Annotated in this window: 19 protein-coding genes; 10 read left to right on the plus strand and 9 right to left on the minus strand. The window is 59.7% G+C overall.

The genetic code is table 11. From position 1 onward, the window contains the following. The 5 genes from CLM60_RS12075 to CLM60_RS12095 form a co-directional block, all read left to right on the plus strand. The coding region (locus CLM60_RS12075; RefSeq protein ID WP_095589413.1) for a strawberry notch family protein at nucleotides 1-2,922 on the plus strand (2,922 nt) is incomplete at its 5' end. Between the two features lie 121 nt (nucleotides 2,923-3,043). Next, nucleotides 3,044-3,430 carry a DUF6878 family protein gene (locus CLM60_RS12080; protein ID WP_090525086.1) on the plus strand — a complete coding sequence of 129 codons (387 nt, stop codon included), beginning with the start codon at nucleotides 3,044-3,046 and terminating at the stop codon, nucleotides 3,428-3,430. A gap of 1 nt (nucleotide 3,431) precedes the next feature. Continuing rightward, entirely contained in the window at nucleotides 3,432-3,893 is a 462-nt protein-coding gene (locus CLM60_RS12085) for a DUF6915 family protein (RefSeq protein ID WP_090525089.1), read from the plus strand. Between the two features lie 100 nt (nucleotides 3,894-3,993). Continuing rightward, nucleotides 3,994-4,296, plus strand: coding sequence for a hypothetical protein (locus CLM60_RS12090; RefSeq protein WP_090525091.1), 303 nt, complete (start codon nucleotides 3,994-3,996; stop codon nucleotides 4,294-4,296). Between the two features lie 124 nt (nucleotides 4,297-4,420). Further along, nucleotides 4,421-5,149, plus strand: a complete 729-nt coding sequence (locus CLM60_RS12095) for a DUF736 family protein (protein ID WP_090525093.1) — start codon at nucleotides 4,421-4,423, stop codon at nucleotides 5,147-5,149. A gap of 600 nt (nucleotides 5,150-5,749) precedes the next feature. Here CLM60_RS12095 and CLM60_RS12105 read toward each other — a convergent pair. The 8 genes from CLM60_RS12105 to CLM60_RS12130 are packed head-to-tail and all read right to left on the minus strand — an operon-like array spanning nucleotide 5,750 to nucleotide 10,432. Further along, a complete protein-coding gene (locus CLM60_RS12105; protein WP_040546036.1) occupies nucleotides 5,750-6,076 on the minus strand; it encodes a YnfA family protein in 327 nt (108 codons plus the stop codon). Between the two features lie 56 nt (nucleotides 6,077-6,132). After that, nucleotides 6,133-7,485, minus strand: coding sequence for a dihydrolipoyl dehydrogenase family protein (locus tag CLM60_RS12110; RefSeq protein WP_017467591.1), 1,353 nt, complete (start codon nucleotides 7,483-7,485; stop codon nucleotides 6,133-6,135). A gap of 22 nt (nucleotides 7,486-7,507) precedes the next feature. Beyond that, nucleotides 7,508-8,938 carry a mercury(II) reductase gene (gene merA, locus CLM60_RS12115; RefSeq protein WP_057796628.1) on the minus strand — a complete coding sequence of 477 codons (1,431 nt, stop codon included), beginning with the start codon at nucleotides 8,936-8,938 and terminating at the stop codon, nucleotides 7,508-7,510. A gap of 1 nt (nucleotide 8,939) precedes the next feature. Then, nucleotides 8,940-9,077 (minus strand): hypothetical protein, encoded by a 138-nt coding sequence (locus tag CLM60_RS20955; protein WP_007803572.1) that lies wholly within the window; start codon nucleotides 9,075-9,077, stop codon nucleotides 8,940-8,942. Further along, a complete protein-coding gene (gene merF / locus CLM60_RS12120) occupies nucleotides 9,074-9,460 on the minus strand; it encodes a mercury resistance system transport protein MerF (RefSeq protein WP_007803570.1) in 387 nt (128 codons plus the stop codon). Before merF ends, CLM60_RS20955 begins: the two co-directional genes overlap by 4 nt. Next, nucleotides 9,457-9,708, minus strand: a complete 252-nt coding sequence (locus CLM60_RS20685) for a hypothetical protein (protein WP_072629817.1) — start codon at nucleotides 9,706-9,708, stop codon at nucleotides 9,457-9,459. The genes merF and CLM60_RS20685 overlap by 4 nt, the downstream gene beginning before the upstream one ends. 10 nt (nucleotides 9,709-9,718) lie before the next feature. Further along, entirely contained in the window at nucleotides 9,719-10,021 is a 303-nt protein-coding gene (locus CLM60_RS12125) for a heavy-metal-associated domain-containing protein (protein ID WP_040545980.1), read from the minus strand. 15 nt (nucleotides 10,022-10,036) lie between these two features. Continuing rightward, a complete protein-coding gene (locus tag CLM60_RS12130; protein ID WP_425427228.1) occupies nucleotides 10,037-10,432 on the minus strand; it encodes a mercuric transporter MerT family protein in 396 nt (131 codons plus the stop codon). An 88-nt stretch (nucleotides 10,433-10,520) separates the two neighbouring features. Between CLM60_RS12130 and CLM60_RS12135 the strand changes: the two genes are divergently transcribed. The 4 genes from CLM60_RS12135 to CLM60_RS12150 all read left to right on the plus strand — a co-directional run bounded on the left by CLM60_RS12135 (nucleotide 10,521) and on the right by CLM60_RS12150 (nucleotide 14,537). Continuing rightward, on the plus strand, nucleotides 10,521-10,934 hold the full coding sequence (locus tag CLM60_RS12135; RefSeq protein WP_153218054.1) for a MerR family transcriptional regulator: 414 nt from the start codon (nucleotides 10,521-10,523) through the stop codon (nucleotides 10,932-10,934). 281 nt (nucleotides 10,935-11,215) lie between these two features. Then, entirely contained in the window at nucleotides 11,216-11,551 is a 336-nt protein-coding gene (locus tag CLM60_RS12140; RefSeq protein ID WP_234994812.1) for a hypothetical protein, read from the plus strand. Nucleotides 11,552-11,699: 148 nt separating this feature from the next. Continuing rightward, nucleotides 11,700-12,281, plus strand: coding sequence for a rhomboid family intramembrane serine protease (locus CLM60_RS12145; RefSeq protein WP_072702366.1), 582 nt, complete (start codon nucleotides 11,700-11,702; stop codon nucleotides 12,279-12,281). Between the two features lie 279 nt (nucleotides 12,282-12,560). Next, nucleotides 12,561-14,537 carry an ATP-binding protein gene (locus tag CLM60_RS12150; protein ID WP_095589414.1) on the plus strand — a complete coding sequence of 659 codons (1,977 nt, stop codon included), beginning with the start codon at nucleotides 12,561-12,563 and terminating at the stop codon, nucleotides 14,535-14,537. A 204-nt stretch (nucleotides 14,538-14,741) separates the two neighbouring features. Here the strand turns inward: CLM60_RS12150 and CLM60_RS12155 are convergent, their stop codons facing one another. Further along, nucleotides 14,742-15,722, minus strand: a complete 981-nt coding sequence (locus CLM60_RS12155) for an Abi family protein (protein ID WP_072702319.1) — start codon at nucleotides 15,720-15,722, stop codon at nucleotides 14,742-14,744. 856 nt (nucleotides 15,723-16,578) lie between these two features. Here CLM60_RS12155 and CLM60_RS12160 point away from each other — a divergent pair. Then, nucleotides 16,579-17,508, plus strand: a complete 930-nt coding sequence (locus tag CLM60_RS12160) for a DUF2493 domain-containing protein (protein ID WP_095589415.1) — start codon at nucleotides 16,579-16,581, stop codon at nucleotides 17,506-17,508. Nucleotides 17,509-17,636: the final 128 nt, after the last annotated feature.

Below are 17,636 nucleotides of genomic sequence, written 5' to 3' on the forward strand. Positions count from 1 at the left end.
CTGCCCGGTCGGTTTACCATCGATGACGACCAGACCAAGCTGACGCGCGCCGATGATGACCCGGATGCACGTGCCTATCGCCTTGGCTATTTCCTCGGCGACGGCACCGGTTGCGGCAAGGGCCGCGAATGCGCAGGGCTCATTCTCGTGAACTGGCTTTCCGGGCGCAGGAAGGCGATCTGGGTCTCCAAATCCGCCACGCTCATCGAGGACGCCATCCGCGACTGGACCGATCTCGGCGGCTCGCCAGCCGACATCCAGCCGCTCTCCAAATGGAAACCGGACCAGCCCGTCCCGATGGGCGACGGCATCCTCTTTGTCACCTACGCCACGCTGCGGTCCGCGGGCAAATGCGGCACCACGCGACTGAGCCAGATCCTCGCCTGGATGGGCGAAGACTTTGAAGGCGTGCTGGCCTTTGATGAGGCCCATGCCATGCAGAACGCGGCCGGGTCCGAGCAGGGCAGGGGGGTCAAACCCTCCCAGCAGGGCCTTGCTGGCCTCCGGCTGCAACTGGCAGCACCCCGCGCTCGCGTCTTCTACATCTCGGCCACGGGTGCGACGAGCGTCCACAACCTCGCCTATGCCGCGCGGCTGGGGCTCTGGGGGCAGGGCCCCGAATACCCCTTCCCAAGCCGCGAGAGCTTCGTTTCTGCGATGGAAGCCGGCGGCGTGGCTGCCATGGAGGTGGTCGCGCGCGATCTCAAGACGCTCGGGCTCTACACGGCGCGTGCCCTCAGTTTTGATGGGGTGGAGTATGACGTGCTCGAACACGCGCTGACCCCGGCCCAGATCGAGATCTACGACGCATACGCGGGTGCTTTTCGGATGATCCACCACAATCTCGAAGCGGCGCTGACTGCGACCGGCGTCAACGACGCCTCGGGGGAAACTAATGCGTCGGCCGCACGCGCCTCGGCCAAGTCCCGCTTCGAGAGCACGAAGCAGCGCTTCTTCAACCATCTCCTGATGGGCATGAAAGCCCCGACCATCATCCGTGCGATCAAGGACGACCTGGCGGCAGGCAAGGCTTGCGTCATCCAGGTTGTCTCGACAGGCGAGAGCCTGCTGAAGCGTCGGCTTGAGGCGATGGACCCGGAGGATGAACTCGTCGAGGGTGCCTTGACGCCGCGCGACTATGTTCTGGGCTACCTCGAACAGGCCTTCCCGATCCATGCGCAAAAGCTCGTGGAGATCGACGGCAATATGGTGGCGGAACCCTTGCGGGATGAGACCGGGGCGCTCGTTGTCTCGCGCGAGGCGCTCGCTTTGCGTGACGCGGCCATGATGGAATTGATGACGCTGGCGCCGATCCCCTCGGCGCTCGATCAGATCCTCTGGGCATTTGGCGATGAGGCCGTGGCAGAAGTCACGGGGCGGTTCATCCGGCCACTCAAGGCCGAGGATGGCCATCTCTTCATCGAGAAGCGCAGCGCCAGCAGCAATTCGTCCGAGACCCAAGCCTTCATGGACGGCGAAAAGGATATCCTGATCTTCTCCGACGCGGGCGGTACGGGCCGGTCCTACCATGCGGCGCAAACCGCGAAGAACCAGAAACGGCGGCGGCACTATCTTCTGGAGCCCGGCTGGCGCGCGGATGCAGCCATCCAGGGGCTCGGCCGCACGCATCGCTCGGCCCAGGTCAGCGCACCGTTCTTTCGGGTCTGCACCTCCGATGTGCATGGCGAGAAACGTTTCACCTCGACGATCGCCAAACGCCTCGACCAGCTGGGGGCCCTGACCAAGGGCCAGCGCGAGACCGGCTCGCAAGGCATGTTCCGCGAGGAGGACAATCTCGAAAGCCCGATCGCGCGAGCGGCGCTGCGTGGGTATTTCGCCGATCTTGCCGCCGGGCGCGCCGAGGCGATGAGCTACGAGAGCTTCACCGACTGGACGGCCCTGCGGCTGATCGACAAGGACGGGGTGCTGCTCGAAGAGCTTCCCCCGATCCAGCGGTTTCTCAACCGGGTGCTTGCCCTTCCCATCCACATGCAGAACGCGCTCTTTGCCGAGTTCATGCGCCGGATTGCCGATCAGTCTGAGCGGGCGCGCGCGGCGGGCACGCTCGATCTCGGCGTGGAAACCCTACGTGGCGAAAAGATCGAGCAGGTCTCCACCGAGGATCTCTGGACCTGCCCGAAATCCGGCGCCGTGACGCGGATTATCGGACTTGAGGTGACGGACCCAGTGTATGTCCTGGTCGCCGAAGAGGCCATATCGCGCAATCCCGACAAGCTGCCGATGGTGAATCGCGCCTCCGGTCGCGCGGCGCTCATCTCGGCGCGGCCCATGCAGATGTATGACGAGGACATTGTCACGCTGATGCGCAAGGCGGTGCGGCCAAACGGGTCGAGCTATCTCGAAGAGGCACGGTTTGAGTCCTCGGCTTGGGAAGAGATCGACAGGCCCGAATTTGCGCAGATTTGGGAGGCCGAGGCTGCGTCCCTGCCAAAAACCACCACGACCAAGCTCTACCTGCTGACCGGGCTGCTGCTGCCGATCTGGAAGGACATTCCGACCACCAATGAGCGGATCTACCGTGTCACGCCAGACGGGGCGACGGCCATGATCGGGCGGACGCTGAGTGAGGAAGGGGCGGCCTCGCTGCGCGCCCGCTTCCTCGTCTCCAATCCGCAAACGCCACAGGAGATGTTGACCGCCGCCCTCGGCACCACCGCACCTGTCGATCTGGGCCGGGGTCTGACCCTGACCCGTCGCCGGGTCGCAGGCGAGATGCGCCTTGAGTTGGGCGGTGCGGATCGGGGCATGATCGATGGCCTCAAGGCGCTCGGCTGCTTCACCGAGATCATCGCCTTCCAGTTGCGTGTGTTCCTGCCGCATGGGGACGGGATCGACACGGGAAGCATTCTGGCCCGGATCGTGGGGCAGCGAGTCGCCAAGGTGGCAGAACAAGCCGCCTGAAAAGTCAAAGCGAGCTTCCGGTCGGGCGGCGTGGATGGGATTTGGCCGATCTGCGCTTTCCGGGCGCGCGCTGACCAATGCCAGGCCCGGCCCCCCCAAATTCAGATAAGAGGACAGACCCATGACCAATCCCCAGATCGACTATGCCGCAATGGCGGCTCAGTGGCGTGCAGAGCGCGAAACCACCTTGAAGGCATCCAGAGTGGAGCTGCTCGCGCAACTACGTGCGCTTGGCATCAGCGAGGTCGCTGTCGAATACGAAGGCTATGGCGACTCCGGCAATGTCGAGGATGTGACGGTGCAGCCTGCAGAGGTCCAACTGCCGGAGCCGCTTGCCACAGAGGTTGGCGACTTCGCCTGGTCGCTCGCCTATCACCATCACCCGGGGTTCGAAAACAACGAGGGCGGCTACGGCACGCTGACCTGGGACATCACCGCCGACAGTGTCACCTTGGATCATGCCGACCGCTATGTCGAATGCTCGCACAGCTATGACGAGGGGCTGTGAGATGGCCCATCCGCTTCATCATGCCGAAAGCTCTGCCCGGAAATTCGGCGGGGTGCCGTCCGACTATCAAGCCGTCCACGACTGGTTCGACGCTTCCAAAGAGCACCTCGCGCTCTTCACGCACAGAGCCATGCGTCACCATGCGCAAGGCCTTTTTGAGGCCGAACGGGTTTTTGGCCTGACACTGACCAATAGTGCGGGCCGCGACATCCCCGTGCGCTGGATCGGCGAGCAGCATATCCGTGAAGACTGCCAGGGCCGCATCCCGAGCATGGCGGACTGGCTGCGACGGATACAGCCTGAGCCATGGATGGCCAATGGCCACATCGACCGGCATTCCGGCGATGAGCCCTGCGGCGACCCAAGGGTTGCCTGGGCCTCCGAGGTCGCCGCCGGACGAACGGTTCTTGGCCTGAAAGATTGGATGGCGGCGCGCGCGACGCGGGCCACGCAAAGCGCCTGACAGCTCTCGGCCGTTTGCCAAACGAATACTGTATGGAAGCCCGGTTGGAAGATCGGGCTTCTTGCGTCGTTTCCCCACCATTCTTCTTGAGGAGGATCGCATGACACTCAATGATATCAAGGCGGCCGTCGATGCGGGCCAGACCGTGCATTGGGCCAATACCGGCTACGTCGTCCACAAGGACCGGCTCGGTCAGTACCTCATCACCTATGTGCCGAATGGTAGCTGCATCGGTCTGACCGACCGGGGCGGGCACCGGTTGAACGGAAAAGAAACGGAGTTTTTCGTCGCGCAATCGAAGGACGCCGCAGAAAATCCGGGCAACCAATCAAGACCAGACGGGCAGGGGAGGGGCGTAGCACCCGGAGGCGCGGGGGCATTCCCACTCGGACGGCAGCTTTGACCCGTGGGCGGGGCTGAAAGGAAAGCAGGCTTTCTGATTTGTGATCCCTCAAGGGGTCGAGAAAGCAATCCCGGATGCGTTGGCAAAAACGTCAGGCACCGGCCAATCCAAAAGGAACCATCCCATGTTCGCAGGAACCCTCACCCGCAACGTCGAGACCGCAGCCGCTCAGTACACCGGCATGATCCATTCGACACGTTTCGATATCGCCATCCAGCTTGAAAACCGCCCGAAGATGTCCGAACGCAGCCCGGATTTTGACGTAACGGCAGTCAACAAATCAGGCCGCAAGGTGCGCATCGGCACGGCCTGGAACGAGACCGGCAATACCAGCGGAAACCCTTACATCTCGATGCAGATCGATGTCGGCTTGGGCCCGTTCCGGGTCAATGCGGTGCAGACGAAAGAGGCGCGCGCGGCCCAGAGCGGCGAATTCGAGATCATCCCGCTGGTCTCGAACGGCCTGATGAAATCCGGCTCGATCTCGGGCGAGCTCACCGCTATGGACGCCGACAACGCCTTCACCGGCTACATCGCCAACATGATGTTCGATCTGGAATTCATGCTGATCGAGAACAGCTATAAATCCGAGGAGACTCACCCCGATTACCGGATCGAGGTCAGCTCGCCCCGGGGCACACCGATCCGCGTCGGCTCGGCCTGGATGGCGAAAAGCAGCCGCACGGGCAATGACTACCTGTCGCTGCTGATCAACACGCCCGATGGCGACCTGCGCGTGAACGCCGTGCAGAACGAAGAACAGCGCGGTGGGCAGACCTTCTCGATCATCCCGTTCATCGACAGCGGTGAGCAGCCGCAGGATGCAGGCACGGGGCTGTCGTTGGTCGCCTAATCGGCGCGCGAGATAAAACGATACGAACCGAAAGGGGAGCCGTGGGACCACGGTTCCCCTTTTTCCATGTCTGGCGGTACGACGCACACATCTGCTTGCGATCTGCTGAATATGATATACGATAATATATTATTGAGAGGACGAGGGTAGGCACATGGTGGCGAGACTGGGAAAAGCTCCGTGGTTCGAGAGCTTTGATGTAGACGCCGAGGTTGAAGAGCTTCTTGCTCATATCGTGCGTTGCACCGGATTTGCGCTGCCTGAACGACAGCGTGATGTCATCATGACCCATGCAAGGTCGAAGCTCGACAGGACAAGGCAGGCATATCTGGACGCCAAGGCAGGGGTCTGCTCCGGCTCAGTGCTAAATCCTACGTTAAGCAAAACCGGTCGTTCCTTCTCGATACAGCGAACGGCAGTTCAGAGCCCACTTTGACCGATGCTGCGTAAAGGATGTATCGCTGCTTTCGAGGGCGGTAGAAAACCTGCTTGATCGCAGCCGCGATGCGGAGGGAAAGCAGCGCCGAGTTGTCGGAACGCGTGAACCAAAAGGCGATCTAATCGAACGATTCAGCGCTTCACCCCGTCTGCGGCTGCCTCTCAAATACTGCGCGGTGCCCAGAGAATAATACCCGCACCGACAAGGCAAATGACCGCTCCAACTACATCCCATTGATCCGGGCGATGCCCTTCTACGCCCCATAGCCACAGCAGGGACGATACGATGTAAACGCCACCGTAGACTGCATAGGCGCGGCCCGCCTGATCGGCGGGGCTGAGCGCCAGTAGCCAGGCGAAAGCGGCAAGGGACAGCATGCCCGGTGCCAACCAAAACACGCTCTTGTCCAGCCGGAACCAGGCCCAGAAAGCAAAGCATCCGGCAATTTCGGCCAGCGCAGCGGCGAAGTAGATAAGAACCGTCTTCATCGGGCCAGACATACGTTCCGAGGAGGATCGGGTCTATTGCGAAAAATCTTTCAAATTCAGAGAAGCGAGCCCAAATCCGATCCAACACTTGGATAGGCCGCCGTCATCGACTTAAGTTGCTTGGCCGCCAGGCCCAGCTTGATTGCCAGCCCGAAGAAATTGATCAGTTCGCCGTATTCCGGGCCGAACAGGTGCGCGCCGAGGATCTTGCCGTTCGACTTGTCCACGAGGACCTTCGCGGCAGCAGAGGTCTCGCCGATCCGGTAGTTCGAATACCAATCGCCAGTGTCGGTGAACCGAACATCGACATCATACCCGGCGTCCCTTGCCTCACTTTCCAACATGCCGACACGCGCCACTTCCGGGACTGTGAAGACGGCTGTAGGAATACCGGCATAATCCGGTGCGGTCTGAGTGTCTTTGAGCATGTTGGAGGCCGCGACCTTCCCTTCGATCACTGCGACTGGCGTCAGCGGCATGCCATCGGTGTCGGCGGAATCTCCGGCGGCAAAGACCGCGCTGTTTGTCGTGCTTTGCAGATGCGGGGCTACAACGATGCCCTTGTCGCTGTAATCAACACCAGCCGCCTCAAGATTCAGATCGGCCAGGGCTGCCACACGGCCCGCGCCATGCACGACCAGATCGGTTTCGATTGTTCGGGTTTCATCGCCCGACTTCACCTCGACAGTGAATGCTCTACTGGCTTCCGAGACCGACACGATTTCGGTTTCGCGCATCAGGTCCACGCCGATACCGCCGCTGCGGTCGATCAGCATTTCGACCAGATCGGGATCGAAGCCGCGTAAGGGCCGGGCGCCACGATCCACGATGATCGGGTTGGCTCCGGCCCGTGCGGCGATATGCGCAAACTCGAAGGACACGAAGCCGCCACCGATAAAAAGAACCCGATTGGGAAGGGCCTCCAGGTTGAGGAAATCCGTGCTGTCGATCACGAGATCGGCCCCTGTGAAGCTCAGCGGCCTGGGCATGGCACCGGCGGCCACGAGGAACCGTTCCGACTGATATGCCGTTCCATCGACCTCCAGCGTGTTGCTTCCCGTGAACCGCGCGGCTCCATGCAGGGTTTCGACGCCGTTGCCCGACAGGCCCTTTTCCATCTTGTCCGGCACGGGATCGGTGAAGCCACGCTTGTGTGCCATCAGATCGGCCCAGTTGATCGACAGATCACCGGGATCGATCCCCTTGCCCTGCATGAGCCGTGCCGCGTCCATGATTTCCGCACCGCGCCGCAGGATTTTCTTTGGATCGCAGCCGCGCAATGCGCAGGTGCCGCCGTAGGGCAGCGCATCGACAATGGCGACACGCCATCCTGCCGCGCCACATTTGTTGGCCGCGGCCACGCCCGCCATGCCCGCCCCGATGACGATCAGGTCGTAGTCTTCATTCATTCTCCGGTCCTTGTCCTGATCTTCATCCGGCGCAGCAGCTCAACTTTGCCACGTCCATATCGAAGGTTTGCGCCGCCAGCTTCAGCCCTTCCACGGTCGTCAGATAGGGGAAGATCGTCTCCCCGAGCGCCTTTGTGGTCATGCCAAACTTCAGCGCCATAACGAGGGTCTGGATCGTATCGGACCCCTCGGGCGCGATGATCTGGCCGCCAAGCAGCCGGTCGGACTTTCTGTCCGCCACCAGCTTGATCAATCCGCGCGTGTCGCGTGCGGCCAGTGCGCGCGGCACCTGATCGAGCGGTACGATGGACGTCTTGACGTCGAGGCCCGCGTCCCGCGCCTGGGCTTCACCGAGACCGACGCCCGCGACCTGCGGGTCGGAAAACACCACCCAGGGCATCGCGGCGTTGTCGTAGCGATGGTCTTCGCCGAGAACCGCATTTTTGGCCGCGAGCTTTGCACCATAGGCCGCCATATAGACGAACTGGTCGCGGTCGGTCACATCGCCTGCGGCATAGATGCCGCGCACCGATGTCTGCATGTCCTCGCCGACGACGATGGACCCACGCGCGTCGGTTTCCACGCCGATTGCGTCCAGGCCCATATCTTTGGTATTGGCCCGCCTGCCAGCGGTCGAAACGAGGTGATCCGCCGTCACTTCGACAGGCTTTCCGTTCTGGATCACGCGCAGTGTCACGCCCGCGTCGTCGCGGCGCACAGTGTCGTAGCTTAACCCGGTCAGAAGGGTGATGCCTTCGGCCTCGAACGCCGCCGCCAATGCCTCCGAGACCTCTGGTTCCGCGCCGGGCAACAGATGCGAACGGGCGACAAGCGTGACCTTCACGCCCATGCGGCTCATCATCTGGGCCAGCTCCGCGCCGATGTAGCCCGCGCCGATGAAGATCAGGCTTTTCGGCAGTACTTCGAGTTCCAGAAGACTGGTGCTGTTGAGCGCGCCGATTTCCTCGATGCCGTCGATGGTCGGCAGAACGGGACGCCCGCCCGTGGCGATGATGGTCCTCGGTGCTTTCAGGGTTCGCTCACCGACTGTCACGCCACCTTCGATCAGCCGCGCGGGACCGGCGTCGATGTAATCGACATCCTCATATTCCGGCAGAAGGTCCGCGTATTTCTTCTGGCGCAGGGTCGTGACCAGATCGTCCTTGGACTGAACGAGCGTCTGCCAATCATCCACTTGTGCCCGTCCCGACAGGCCGGGGAACCGCTTGGCAGCCCCCGCACAGTGCACGGCCTCTGCCGCACGGATCATCGCCTTGGAGGGCACGCATCCCACGTTGACGCAAGTTCCGCCGATGGTGCCATGTCCTACGAGGGCGACACGCTTTCCGGCATCCGCGCCGGTAATTGCGGCGGAGAACCCCGCCGATCCGGCCCCAAGAACGATCAGGTCATAGCCGCCCTGTTCATCGTCGTTTTTGTTCAGGTCTTTCATCTCAGCGCGCCTCGCCATGTTCGGGGTCTTTTGGTCTGGCGGCGAGCAGATATATGACCGCGCCGATGGCGATCAGCGGTGTCAACATGCCGAGGAGGCCGAAGACCATGCCGGTGGCGGTGCAACATCCCATCATCATAAGAGCGATCCTTTCTTTTGCGCACGGTTCAGGAGAACCGCGTAGAGTGCTGTGGCGGCGAAAACGCCGATTGTGATCCGTATTGCGAACCTGAATTCGAGAAGAATGATCAGGATCGACAGGGCCACCGCGAGGCCGGTGGCCCAAAGTTTCGGGGCCGGTCCCGGTTTGCCAGCGCGCAGCCAAAGGGCCTGTGCCACCACGGCGAGGCTGAAAAACAGCAGCGGGAACAGGGCGTAATCAAGCCAGCCCGTGAGGGCCGACAATCCGACGCCAGCGACGATGACGACCAGAAGCGGTGTAAAGCAGCAGAGCGCGGCGAAGAGCGCACCGCCAAGCCCCCATTTCAGCAGACGGTCGGAATTTTCAGGTGTGTCAGTCAAGGAGCCGTCTTTCTTTGTGATGGGTCGGGGCCGGAGGCGCGTTTCATTTGCGAACGACGCAGTGCGCGGACGATCAGGTAGGTCAGACCCGCCAAAACCAGCACGGCAATGCCACTCATTCCAGAGAGCCAAGCCCCAACGCCGCCGAACAACGCTGCAAGCACGGCAGTTCCGCCGCCGCAGCAGACGACCACGACCGGAGCTGCTATTCCGAAGGCCAGCAGGCCACCCATCAGATTGTCACGCATTGCAGGCGGCTCAGGAGGCTGTGTCGGGCAGCACCTGCGCCGGATAGCCATTGGCCGTCACCGCGCCGATGATGCTTTCGATGGAAGTTTCGGCGTCATCGTAGGTCACGCTGTAAACACCCTGCCCGTATTCGGGGCCGTCCTCGAATGCGGCGATCTCGACCGACGGAACACCGCGCATCGAGCTGGCAACAATGAACGAACAGGACGGGCATGTCAGTTCGCTGACGGCGATCTCGACCTGGCGCTCTTCAGCGAGGGCCGGGGTCGAGAGTGCGACGATGGCCAGGGCGGATAACAGGAGATGCTTCATGGTCATGGTCCTCGTTCAGAATTTCAGGATGAAGGGGGTGATGTAGGGAAAGATCATGGCGACAGCGACAATCGCGGAAGCGGCCCAGAGGGTTGCGCGCATGATGCGGCGGTCGATGGGGCGGGCGCAGGTGCCATCGGCACAGGCCTCGGCATCTACAGGCTTGTAAGCCTTGTAGAAGCCGTATCCCAAAAACGCGGCGCTCAGCGCGAAGGTGTACCATTTGTAGGCATAGAGCGCCCCGAGCTGCGCGATGAACACGCCTGTCACGCCAAAGCTGACCAGCACCAATGGAAGGATGCAGCAAGAAGTCATCGCCAGCGCACCGAGGACGCCGAGGCCGGTCACGCCCCATCCCTTGGTGGTTTCGTCGCCAATTTTCTGCGACTGAGATTGCGGAAGTTCCGCCAAATGTTGTTCCATCGAATCTTCTTTGAACAGATGTTTCCACCGTTCTAGGGTCTGTAGTTGATACAGGCTCAAGGGATTTTTCGGCACAATGAGTAACACAAGCGTGAGATCAATTCGGCGGGGCGATTTGGCCCGCGCAACAGGCTGCAACCTGGAAACCATTCGCTATTACGAGAAAATCGGGATCATGCCGGACCCGCCGCGCAGTACGAAGGGCTACCGAAGCTACGACGATGCCCACGTCAAGCGGCTGAAATTCGTCATGCGGTCCCGCGATCTAGGCTTTTCTCTCGAAGAGGTTCGCGGGCTGCTTGGGCTGGTCGATGACCGATCCCGGACATGCGCCGAGGTGCAGATCATCGCCGAAGATCATCTGACTGACGTTCAGGCCAAGATTGCCGATCTGCAGCGCATCGAGCGCGTCCTGTCGGACACTGTTGCGCGATGCACCGGCGATGCTGCCCCAGAATGCGCGGTGATCGATGCGTTACTCGATGCTTAGTCCACCCTAAAGAAGAGGGGGCAACGGACCTTCGTGAACGGCGCAGCGAAAGCCCGAAAAGTCCCGCACTGTGTGATTTTATGCGCAGCGCAGCGAATGGCGGCTTTCACAAACGCAGGTTTGTAAAACGGATGTAAAATAGGCTCTCAGATAGCGAACTCGTGCATCTCAGCTCGTGTCTCAATGTAAATTCCGCAAAGGGTGCCAGCGTCAGGGAAAAATATTTCTTAACGTAGGATTTTGCACTGAGCCGGAGCAGACCCCAGGCAGCAGGAAAGCCGGTGTCCACCTCGCGGCGTGCGTATCTGACCGACCTGCAGGACACGATCTTCATGGCGATCCCGGAAGAGAACCTCGCGCTGATGCCGCTAAGCCAACAGGTCCTGAACGACCCTTCATTTTACGCGGACGCCATGCACTATGCCGCCGCGATCAGCGAGGATGAGCTCTTCATGGCGCTGTCCTCTTCGCTGAAGGACATGACGGTGCAAGACGCCCGGGCGTTCGTCTCGAAGCTCTGGCACAGCACGATCGATGACAATGCCCGCAAATATGCCGAAGCGTTGAAGCGCCCCGAGCGTGAAATCATGCCGCTGCGGCCTGGGAACACCGTGTAAGATCGGAGCCATTCTCTTGGCTTGAGCCCTACCGAGGTTGGCCGCCGCGAATCCCCTTTCCCGGAGGTGGCACCCTGTGCAGCGCGCGAAAGCCGTTGAAGGCGCTGTGGGGACGACTACTGTCGCCAACATGATGAACTGGGATCACATGCGCGTCTTCTTCCGGCGCACCGCGGCGCTTGCCGCTTTTGTCGCGCTGCTCTGGGCGATCCAAGTCGTCAATTGGATCACCGGCTACGGCCTGAACCCGGCCTTCGGCCTGATCCCCAGGCACGGCAGCGGGTTGGATGGTGTCATCGCTATGCCCCTCCTGCATGGGAGTTTCTCGCACCTGATGGCCAATACGCCGCCGCTCCTGGTGATGGGTGGGCTGCTGGTGGCAACGACCACGCGAGGCTTGCTGTCGGTGAACGCCGTGGTGATCGGCCTAGGGGGCGGTCTCGTGTGGTTGTTCGGCGGCTCGGCGATCCATATCGGTGCGTCGGGGCTGATCTTCGGCTGGTTTGGCTTCCTCATCGCGCGCGGTCTTGTGGATCGCTCTCCGATCACGCTGGGCGCGGCGCTGGTGGTCGGTGTCCTCTATGGCTCTATTCTCTGGGGCGTTCTTCCGGGCCAACCCGGCGTGTCGTGGGAGGCGCATCTCTTCGGCGCTATCGCGGGCGCGGGCGCTGCGTTCCTAATCCGAACGCATGTCCATGCGCCGCGCCTCGGCGGCGTCGATCTGAACTGAAACAGTGCAATCGGGCCTAAGCTGCCGATCGACCTCGTTTGGTGCAGCGTATGCTTCATGATCTTGCCAAGAAAGTGCTCTGAACGGTTGCCGTGACTTCTCGAAAGATGGAAATGGCCCACGTTGTTGTTCTCTCCTCTCGTAAACAGAGAAGAGGTGGAGAGGACCAGAACTTGCTCGGCAAGTGGGCTCGCAGGTCAGGGCCAAGGAAAAGTGTCGGATTGCGCCCTAGCAGCTACGCAGTCATAGTGCCACTGAGGGCAGGCGGGAGCAAATAGCATGGACGTTCGAATTCAAACCGGCTGGGACAACGACCCCGCAGGGCGCATTCGAAACTTATCGCTTGCTCCGAATGCCAAGAACTCACTTTTCCCACTTTTTGAAGCTGTGATGAACTCCATTCACGCCGTCGAAGACAGATTTGGCAAGGATAATCTCAGCAAGGGCGAAGTCACAATCGAACTGCACCGCACTGAATCTGGGGAGATGGAAGGCTTTACTATTTCTGACAATGGAATTGGCTTTAACGAAAGCAATCTCGAGTCTTTTCGCCGAATGGACTCACGTGCCAAAGAAAAGATTGGCGGAAAAGGCGTAGGGCGCCTTGTTTGGCTCAAGGTGCTGGACGAGGTGCGTATTCAAAGTGTTTACGATGACGGGTCCATCGGTCGTTCTATTTCTTTTGATTTCAAGGTTTCCAACCCAACGGACAATCTGACCCTTGCGCCAGCGGATCAAAGCACTCCAGGCTCAATTATTCAGTTGACTCCCTACAAACGTGACTACGCTCTGCACATACCGAAGAAGGCAAGCACGATCACAAATCGGCTTTTGGCTCATTTCATAAGTTACTTCATCAATATCAGTCATCCAAAAATTACGGTCTGTGATGTTGATGCCGAGATAGACCTGTTCGAGGCATTCTCAGAATCAGTTGAGCGCGATGCAGATTATCGGTTCACTTTATCCGCTTCTGGCGGGTCCGAAGATTTTGTCTGCCACTGTTTTCTGCTTCCCAAAGCAATCTCTGACGACGAAAGAAGCACGAACGCACTTTACCTTGGAGCAAACGGACGTGCTGTAAAACGGTTCGACATGGACGGGGTGATTGGCCTTAAGGCTATTGATAGTAAATTCGCATTCCTTGGGTATATTGAAAGTGCGGCCCTCGATGAATCTGTGAATGACACAAGAACGGACTTCTCTTTGTCAGAAGATGAGATTGAGAGCATCGTCGATCAGGCGAAAGAGCGCGTCAAGGAGTTCCTCGCCCCCGAACTCGCTGAGATTCGAGAGAAGCAGACAGGCATTGTCAGCGCCCTCCGCATCGAGCATCCTCGTTTCCTTAGTATTCAAGGTACGGATGCTGAAGTCGCGGAAACGCTCCATTACGGCACGAACCGGAAAGAGGACATATTTGTGGAAATGTCCCGTCAGTCGCTGCGTCAATATGAACGCCGTAAGAATGCTTTCAAACGGTCAATTGAGAAGAAGTTGCCTGACGTGGAGGCGAAGGCCAAAGAGTATGTCGCAGAACTCAAGCAAGAGTCGGTGTCGTCGCTTGCTGAATATGTCATGAAGCGCAAGTTGGTTCTCGATGTGTTCGAAGAGAGCTTGAAATTCAAGCCTAATACAGATCAAGATTCCGAGTATGAGGACGTTCTCCACGACATAATCTGCCCTCTGAAATCCACTTCCTCGGATTTGGATTACGACGATCACAATTTATGCATCGTTGACGACCGACTGGCATTCTACTCATATTTCAACTCTGACACCCGCATGGAAAAGCAAGTGTCAGATCCCACTCACCCAAAAGATAGGCCAGACGTCTCCATTTTCGACCTTGGCCTTGGCTTTGAAAATGAAGACAAGTCTTCCCCAATCACTATTGTAGAATTCAAGCGTCCGAAAATCGACAACTACACTTTGGAGAAAAACCCCATCACGCAAGTCCGAAAATATGTTGAAGACATGCGGAAGTCTGGTGAGGCGATCAAGTATGACGGGACTCCCATACGCTCAATCGAAGAAACTACGCCGTTCATGTGTCACATCATCGCGGATATAACACCCAAGCTACGTGATGTCATGAAGGCTCTCGGGAACTTCCACCGAAAGGCGGGTTCAAACACATACTATTCGTGGGACGCGTCCTATTCGATTTTTATCGAGGTCTCGTCTTTCAAAGACGTTCTCGAGTCCGCTAAGTCACGCAACCGAGCATTCTTCGAACGTATCGGGATCTCAGTATAATCAAGTTTGCTTCCGCGTTTCTCTGCCACTTTAACTAATACGCAGGGAACCACCACTTTCCACCCTTCCTTGCGGAACGTAGCGCCAACCCATTCCTCATAAAGAAGGGCGCACGGGTCGCTGTGACTGACCTGCAACGCAGCTTTTCTGAACCGGCCTTTTGGGACATCGTGCGGCAATGTCGGATAGCAGGAAGTCGGCGGGTCAGTTCCAGATGGCCTCGTACTCCCAGCCCTCCGGGAACCCGGCTGTCTGCGGACGAATTTCGTAAGGGAGGTCTTGGGTCAAGATCTTGTCGCGAAGACGGATGTGCCACCTGGTGCGCGGATAATACTGCCGCAGCATGAAGATCATGATGACGATCGCGCTGTAAATCTTTTTCGTGGGCGCATCGTCCCCCATCCTGGGCTGGCGGAGGTGGTCGAGCTGTCCAAATGTCGTTTTTGGGGGAACCCCAGGGCTGTTAACCAAGGGCTTGTTCCACGTTCGGGCGTGATGTGCGCAGCTGTTGCGGACGTCATTGAGCGCTGTGATCCATGAAGCGAATGTCTTCATGGGGAGGTCCGGGTGAATACGCGCCGCGATTGCCATTTTGTTTTTGTCGGACAGGTGGGCGATAATGTGGGTCAGGTTGCCCCAGGTCCATGTCCCAGCCTCGATCCAAATCGGTGGAGGACCAAAGTACTTTAGTGAGAAGTGCTTCGCGAAGTCCTCTTTAGAGCTTCTGAAGTGCTGATCCAGTCCGGCTATGAAGAGCTCGAGAGGCGTGCTGCCATCTTCGCCCTTTTCGCTGAAGCGATCCTTGTATGAGCGTCTGTCGCGATGCGCATGTGGTCCCAGCTCCCCAAGGACTTCAATCATCGCGGTTCTAACCGCGATCTCGATGCGCTCAATCGCGTCCAGAAGCTCGATGCGCAAGGTTTTGTCGAAGAGATAGAAGTTGATAGCCTGATCGAAGGACGTACCCTCTTTGAACTTGTCGCATCGAACCTTCTGCTCCGTCTCGCCGTCTGGAGTTGGGATCGGGCAGAAGTCACGATAAGGATACCCAAACGCGCTGAGTCGGTAGTATCCGATGCGGTGCAGGGAGCGCTCGGCATGGCCTCGGTCAGGGATTTCCATACCCCTCATCAACATGATGTCGATGCATTCATCGATCGACTTGTGCTGCTTGAGGTACTTCAATGTTGATACGGCGATGTCCAGAAATTAGAAGACCGGGCTGTAACGAGGCGACTGAGGCCAGGTCAGGGAGCACCGGTCATAAGGCAATAATGTATAATAGTGTCCGCGCTGACGATGTCAACATTGTAGACGGGGCACCGAACGGTGAGGCAACGCGGGATGTCAGTTCGGTGCGCCGAGACTTGATCATGGCTGCGCTTTGCGGCCATTGGAGCCAATTACAGCGAACTTCCGCTACCCGCCCATTACATCGAATGCTTGGACAAGTAATCCGTATAGTCGGTAGCGGCGTCGCCAGCACATCAACCCTGGCCAGAGCCTTGCGGCCTCCCCAGCTCGGCTTCGCGTGTCGCAGGGGAGAACGGCCCTTCGGTCCGTCGCGCATTCGGCCATGCGGCCTCACCGCGGCGTCGTACCCGGCATCCCGGTTTGCCCGCCTCGCGAGCACGTTCCTCCCTGGCCGCTCCGCCGGATTGCGCTCTGGTCTGTTTTGCGGGGCAAAACGATCCCGCCGCTCCATCCGTCTCCCGCGTCCGGTCGGGCCGTTTGCCTGCTCGGGTCGGGCAAACCTACCGTCAAAACACACACACATGAGCGCGGAAGCATATCCTCCGGATGGCCCCCAAATCAGCCCGCGTCAAGGATCGCAAAACTTTTCGGCGAGGGCGGGGTCTATGGCGTTGGACGGTCCCGTGCGTGAGCGCGCGCATGTGTCGGGTGCTGCGCGCGGAAAACTTTTGCGCCCGGCAAGCCGGCGGCTGCGCCGTCCCTGACCCAGGCAGATTCGGAAACCAGGCATTCGGCCATGCCCCCACACTCAAGTGGTGGCCTTGGAACCGAACACTGGAGACCAGACATGGCTTACGACACTGCAAACACCTACGAGACCATCGAACTTTTCGGGCTGACCGAGAAGGACGCGCAGCTGCCGATCCCGGAAGATCACATCCTGACCGACCACATCATCCGCGAGAGCTTCGAGGCTCTGCTCGGTCCGCTGCGCGGGACCGGCCTTGAGGCAGAAATCGAACCGCTGGCCCATGGGCTCGCCACGATCCTGCAGCGGCGCAAGGTGGCACTTGGCAAGGAGGTCGACCGCACCGCTGACAAGATCGGCGCGCTGGCAAAATCCCACGATGGATCGGAGATCGCCGAGACCGCGCTCGAAGAGGCGCAGGCGCGCTTTGTGCAGCTGCGCGAGATCGTCAGCGCCATCGAGGTGATGAGCGAGGCGGCGGCAGAATGCTACGAGATCGAGACCGGGCACGCCTACATTCCGGCAGCCGGGTCGCGCGCAAGCGTCCGGGCGAAAGAGACCGGGGCGGTCTTCGAGGCACGGCAGCTCTTGGAGCAGCACGACCGCGAAACCGCCGAGAAGTCGAAAGTCGAGGGGGTGCCCCTGATCGTCTCGGGCGCCACCGACTGGACCGATGTCGATGTGATCTTCAACACGCTCGACAAGGTTCGCGAGCGGATCAAGCAGAACCGCAATCAGGAAATCTTCCTCTGCCACAAGGGTGGCAAGCACGGGGCGGAGATGATCGTGGCTCGGTGGGCCCGGGCACGCGGGGTCGCGCAGGCGCGGTTCGATCCGCGCTGGTCCGCGCACGGGCGGGCGGCACCGTTCAAGTGCAACGACGAAATGCTGGACGACAAGTTCGCGGCGACGGGGGTTGTGCTCTTCGGCGGCAACGGGGTCGCGCTGAACCTCGGGCAGAAGGCGGAAGCAAAAGGCCTGACGGTCATGCGGGTTGCGGACCCGGCGAAGAGGGCGTCGCAGGATTGAAGAGAGAGGGTCGCCTTCGGGCGGCCCTTTCGTCGTTTCTTATGGGTGTGGACGTTCTCCAAATCACTTTGCCTAGCAATTTCCTGTTTTGATAGGTATATGAATGCCAAGCAAAACTTGGAAATGAT

The organism is Actibacterium ureilyticum (assembly GCF_002285435.1).
GTDB classification, from domain to species: Bacteria; Pseudomonadota; Alphaproteobacteria; order Rhodobacterales; family Rhodobacteraceae; genus Actibacterium_C; species Actibacterium_C ureilyticum.